General features: G+C 53.1%; 5 protein-coding genes. 3 read left to right on the plus strand and 2 right to left on the minus strand.

The genetic code is table 11. The features are described 5' to 3' along the window. On the minus strand, positions 1-222 hold a 222-nt coding region (locus tag Q8Q07_00250; protein ID MDP3878724.1), incomplete at its 3' end, for a hypothetical protein. A gap of 267 nt (positions 223-489) precedes the next feature. On the opposite strand from Q8Q07_00250, the gene Q8Q07_00255 reads away from it, so the two are divergent. Further along, on the plus strand, positions 490-1122 hold the full coding sequence (locus Q8Q07_00255; GenBank protein ID MDP3878725.1) for a methyltransferase domain-containing protein: 633 nt from the start codon (positions 490-492) through the stop codon (positions 1120-1122). A 10-nt stretch (positions 1123-1132) separates the two neighbouring features. Here the strand turns inward: Q8Q07_00255 and Q8Q07_00260 are convergent, their stop codons facing one another. Beyond that, positions 1133-1510: a RidA family protein gene (locus tag Q8Q07_00260; GenBank protein ID MDP3878726.1), complete on the minus strand. Its 378-nt coding sequence runs from the start codon at positions 1508-1510 to the stop codon at positions 1133-1135. Positions 1511-1536: 26 nt separating this feature from the next. Between Q8Q07_00260 and recN the strand changes: the two genes are divergently transcribed. Further along, positions 1537-3483 (plus strand): DNA repair protein RecN, encoded by a 1947-nt coding sequence (gene recN, locus Q8Q07_00265; protein MDP3878727.1) that lies wholly within the window; start codon positions 1537-1539, stop codon positions 3481-3483. Positions 3484-3502: 19 nt separating this feature from the next. Beyond that, positions 3503-4495, plus strand: coding sequence for an amidohydrolase family protein (locus Q8Q07_00270; GenBank protein ID MDP3878728.1), 993 nt, complete (start codon positions 3503-3505; stop codon positions 4493-4495). Positions 4496-4718 lie beyond the last annotated feature (223 nt).

Genomic DNA, 4718 nt, shown 5'->3' on the forward strand with positions numbered 1-4718 from the left:
GCCTTCCTCCCGGTCCCAGTCAGCGATGGTCAGCGGGATACGCTCTCCTTTTTCATCAATCCTGATGACAACGAACTGCCCCGCTTGAGCCTTTCTGGCCACATCCGGCGCAGCAATCTTGAACATATGGATTTTAGGCGCCAGGTCTTCCCTTAATAAGATTTTATACACCGTCTTTACCTCCAGCAGGGAAACTGACAGCGGAACAATAGCCTCTATCATGGTCTCCAGCTAAGTTTATAACTTTCTAGGAGAGTAGCGCAAGCCAGCGCAATCCCTCATAATAAAGAAGTTACCGGAAAGACATTGAGATTGGTTTTGCCGGATGAGGTTAAAAGAGAAAGACAAGGATGTGTTGTCTGTTAGCGGATGACCGGGCTACAGGTGGAAACAGCACGATACCGCGGCATAACATTAGTTGTATAATGATGGTTAAGCAACAGGAAGCGGTGAATGATGAGTTGCCTTTGAGAGAGGCATAAGTAAGTGATGAAAGCAGACGGGGAAAATAAAGCTACCAGGATAGCCAGAAGAAGATATGACCGTATCGCTCCGTTCTATGATGTTATCGAGGGAATGGCCGAGTCACGCTACAGCCACTGGCGGGCGCTCCTCTGGAGCAAGGTGGAGGGTAAACGGATTCTGGAGGTGGGTGCTGGCACCGGAAAGAATTTCCCTTATTATCCTGATAATGTGGAGATAACGGCTATTGATTTCAGCGACCGGATGCTCGGGCGCGCCCGGAAGAAGGCTGAGGCAAAGGGACTTAAGGTCCACCTTAAAGTCATGGACGTGCAGAACCTGGCCTTTGATGATAATTATTTTGATACTGTGGTAGCTTCTTTTGTGTTCTGCTCGGTTCCGGACCCGGTGTGGAGCTTAAGGGAGGTCGAGCGGGTGTGCAAACCCGGGGGCAAGGTGGTCTTGCTGGAGCACGTGCTCAGCGCCAATCGAGTCCTGGCCTGGCTGATGAACCTGTTTGACCGGGTTACAGTCAGGTTAATGGGCCCGCACATTAACCGGCCGACAGTAGAGAATGTGGCGAAGAGCGGGCTGAGGGTGGAAAAGGTGACCGACCTCGCCTTCGGGATATTCAAGCTGATCGAAGCCCGGAAGGATTAGACTTAGCAGACTACGGCTTGTAAACCACGCACTCAATCTCAACAAGCGCCTCCCGGCGTACCAGAGCGGCTATCGCCGTGGAGCGGGCCGGGCGTGATTCCGGGAAGTATTTTACATAGGCTTCATTCATAGCCGCAAAATCGTCAAAGTTGCTTAGAAAAACGGTCGTCTTCACCACATCACCCAGGGAGACCCCGGCGGTTTCCAGCGTCCGGTTCAGGTTTTCCAGGCACTGGATGGTTTGAGCGGCTATCCCGTTAATCGGATTGCCGGCGGCGTCAACATGACCTAAAGTGCCGGAAACAAAGATGAAGTCGCCGCTGCGTACCGCTGCCGAATAGGGCAGGTCTGCCCGCGTGGGATGGATAATGAATTCTTTTCTTGCCATGGTTAAACCTCCTTCACTGTGAAATATTGTTAAAAGGTAACAAGGGTAAGTTTATCCGCTGCTTCGATGCCAGTCAAGCCGACCGCCGAATCATGAGATTAATCCTGGCGGTGTCTCCAACCGGGCATTTGCGGTATAATGATGCCCATAGATGCGGGAAAGTGATTGACCTGTCCCGGATAGCCCGTAAAAAAAGTGTTAAGTGCCGGAGGGCGTATAAATTGTTACTGGAGCTGAGAGTCAGTAACTTCGGTATCATCGAGCAGATGATCTGGCAGCCCGGTCAGGGCTTGAACATTATCACCGGAGAGACCGGCGCCGGAAAGTCCCTGGTGGTTGATGCCCTCGAGGCTCTTCTCTCCGCCAGGGATGATGAAACTATCATCCGTTATGGGTCTGATACAGCCTTCCTTGAAGGACGGTTCGATATCAGTGGAGCCAAATATTACCGGCGTCTCCACGAGCTTCTCGGTGAGAACGGTTTGCTTGAATCCGGCGGGTCTGAGCTTATCATATCTAAAGAGATGCGTCGGAGGGGGAGGAGCGCTTTGCGGGTAAACGGCAAAGCGGTGCCCCGTGGCGTTTTGAGCCGTTTGGGCAGTCTCATGGTTGATATTCACGGGCAGAGCGACCATCTGTCTCTCCTTAACAGGGACTTTCATCTTGATTTTCTGGATGCCTACGGTCATACCACTGAACTCAGAGATGAGTTTGCCACCAGGGCAGCCCTGCTGGCGCTGCGACAGCAGGAACTGAAGACGATCAATGAAAACGAAAAGGAACGGGTCCGTCAGGGAGATTTCCTCCGTTTCCAGATTGACGAATTGAAACGTGCTGACCTTAAGGCGGGCGAGGAAGAAGCATTGGAAAAAGAGCGCTCAATTCAGGCTTCGAGTGAGAAACTGAAGGAAGCTTCCCATGAAGCCTACCGGGCTCTATACGGCGATGACAGTACCGTGTCAGGCGCTTCGGCACTAGACAAGCTTGGTGCGGCGGCACACGCCATGCAGACTATTGCCGCGCTGGATGATACTCTCCAGCCGCAGCTCGATTATATCCGGGAACTGGAAAGCGGGCTGGCCGACATCGCCCGCGACCTCCGCAGCTACCGCGACCGCATCGATTATGACCCGCAACGACTTGAGTTCATTGAGTTACGCCTGGGACTAATCAGAGACCTCAAGAGAAAGTATGGTCAGTCTATTGCCGAAATCAATGAGTATCTGAAAAAAGCCGGGGAACGATTAGCTGCTTTCGATACGTCCGGGGAAAGACGGCGGCAGCTTGAGACGGATATATTGTCTCTGAAGAAAGAGATGGGCGACATCGCTGCCCGGCTTTCCCGAAAACGTACCGATGCTGCCAGAGAGTTAATGGCTGCGGTAAACAGGGAGCTTGCCGAGCTGGACATGGCTCAGGTTGAGTTTGCGGTCTCCCTGGAAAGGAATGAGCACGAGGACGGTATCCCTCTGCCCGACGGCAATTCCTACGCTGTTACCAGAGATGGGATTGATATCGCCGAGTTCAGGGCATCGACAAATCCGGGAGAACCGGTTAAACCGCTGGCGGCTATTGCCTCGACTGGTGAGGTATCCCGCTTTATGCTGGCCTTGAAAAGCGCCCTCGCCGAAGCGGACAGCATCCCGGTGCTCGTTTTTGATGAAATTGATATCGGGGTCGGCGGCCGCAGCGGTGAGATAGTCGGCCGGAAACTCTGGGAATTGGGCCGTCATCGGCAGGTGGTATGTATCACCCACCTGCCGCAAATTGCCGCTTTTGCCGATTACCACTACCGCGTTCAAAAGAAGTCCGCTGGCGACCGGACGACGAGCGCCATCGAACCGATTCACGGTGACGACCTGGTCAAGGAGATTGCCCTGATGCTGGCCGGCCCTCAACATACTGAAACTGCTCTCCAAAGCACCCGGGAACTGATGGATAAGGCGATGGCCTGGAAAGGAATGAATCACTGATTTGTGAGGAGATTATAAAATGAAAATTGACCTGCATGCGCACCTCATCCCCAGAGACTGCCTGGATATGACGGATAAGAACGGCCGGAAATTTGGACTTACCCTGGGGAGGGATGCTTCCGGCCGGGAGGTCCTGGCAAGCGCGGGCAGACCGTCCAGCACAACAGTAGCCGAGATGTGTGACCCGGAATACCGTATTCAGGACATGGATAAAATTGGATTGGATATGCAGGTTATTTCCGTCGCGCCGACCAATATCTTCTATGATTTTGATGCCGAAGAAGGGCTTGGTTTTGCGCGCCGGTACAATGATGGCATCGCCGAGGTGGTCAGGGACTATCCTGACAGGTTCCTGGGTATGGCTACTCTCCCCATGCAGGCTGTGGACAAAGCTGTACTTGAGATGGAAAGATCCGTTCGGGAACTCGGACTCAAGGCTGTAGAGATAATCTCCAATATCAACGGCAAGAACCTGGATGAGCCGGAGTTTTGGCCGTTCTACGAGAAGGCCCAGGAGATGGGTGTCCTTATCTATGTTCACCCGATGAGAGTCGCCGGGGCTGACCGGATGAAGAAGTACTGGCTGGCCAACCTGGTAGGCAATCCCCTGGATACCACCATAGCCGTCGCCAGCATCATCTTTGGAGGGATATTGGAGAAGTTCCCGCGCTTGAAGTTTCTCTTCTCTCATGCCGGGGGCTACGCTCCCTTTATCCGGGGGAGATGGGAGCATGGCTATCAGTATATCGACGAGTGCCGCTCAATCCCCAGACCGCCGGGTGAGTATTTCAAGCAGATTTATTTTGACACTATTATTCACTTCGGGCCCGCCCTGGCTTACCTGGTCGATACCGTGGGCGCCGATAAGGTAGTACTGGGCAGCGATTATCCCTTCGCCATGGGAGACCCTGACCCGGTAGCCACCGTGCGTAACGCTCCGGGAATACCGGCCGCGGACAAAGAGTTGATCCTGGAACGTACCTCAGCGGCGCTGCTCGGCCTGGATATCTGAGTAAGATACAAGGTTTATGGTTCCGGCAGGGCAAAGACCGGAACATTTCCTGCTATTCGGACAGGAAGTGTTCCGGTTATATCCTTAATTATTGACGCTTCAACCTGATGAACTCCGGGAGTTTTACTTTACTAAAGACTGAATACTACCTCGTTGCAGAATTAGCTATACGTATTTCCTCTCCCTTTGAGGGAGAGGTTCAGGTGAGGGGACACGAATACCA

Source organism: Dehalococcoidales bacterium (genome assembly GCA_030698765.1).
Lineage (GTDB): Bacteria > Chloroflexota > Dehalococcoidia > Dehalococcoidales > UBA2162 > JAUYMF01.